We start from the raw sequence: 246 nt of genomic DNA, 5'->3' as shown, positions 1-246 counted from the left end.
GCCCGGCGGGTCATGTTCGTGATGCTCAATCCATCCAAGGCGGACGAGATCGCCAACGATCCGACGGTCGAGCGCTGCGAACGCAGGGCGCGTGCCCTTGGCTTCGGCGCCTTCCGTGTCACCAACATCTTCGCCTGGCGCGACACCGATCCGCGTGCGATGCGGGCCGCCGCAGCGCCGAAGCCAAGGGCACGCGCCCTGCGTTCGCAGCGCTCGACCGTCGGATCGTTGGCGATCTCGTCCGCC

The 246-nt window shown here is 69.1% G+C and carries 1 protein-coding gene; it reads left to right on the top strand.

The annotated features are described in order from the left end of the window. Positions 1 to 246 (top strand): DUF1643 domain-containing protein (locus A3764_RS01715; RefSeq protein WP_443069362.1); only part of this gene is annotated, 246 nt, incomplete at both ends.

Source organism: Sulfitobacter sp. HI0129 (genome assembly GCF_001635395.1).
Taxonomy (GTDB): Bacteria; Pseudomonadota; Alphaproteobacteria; order Rhodobacterales; family Rhodobacteraceae; genus Sulfitobacter.
This window is presented reverse-complemented; position numbering and strand designations above follow the sequence as displayed.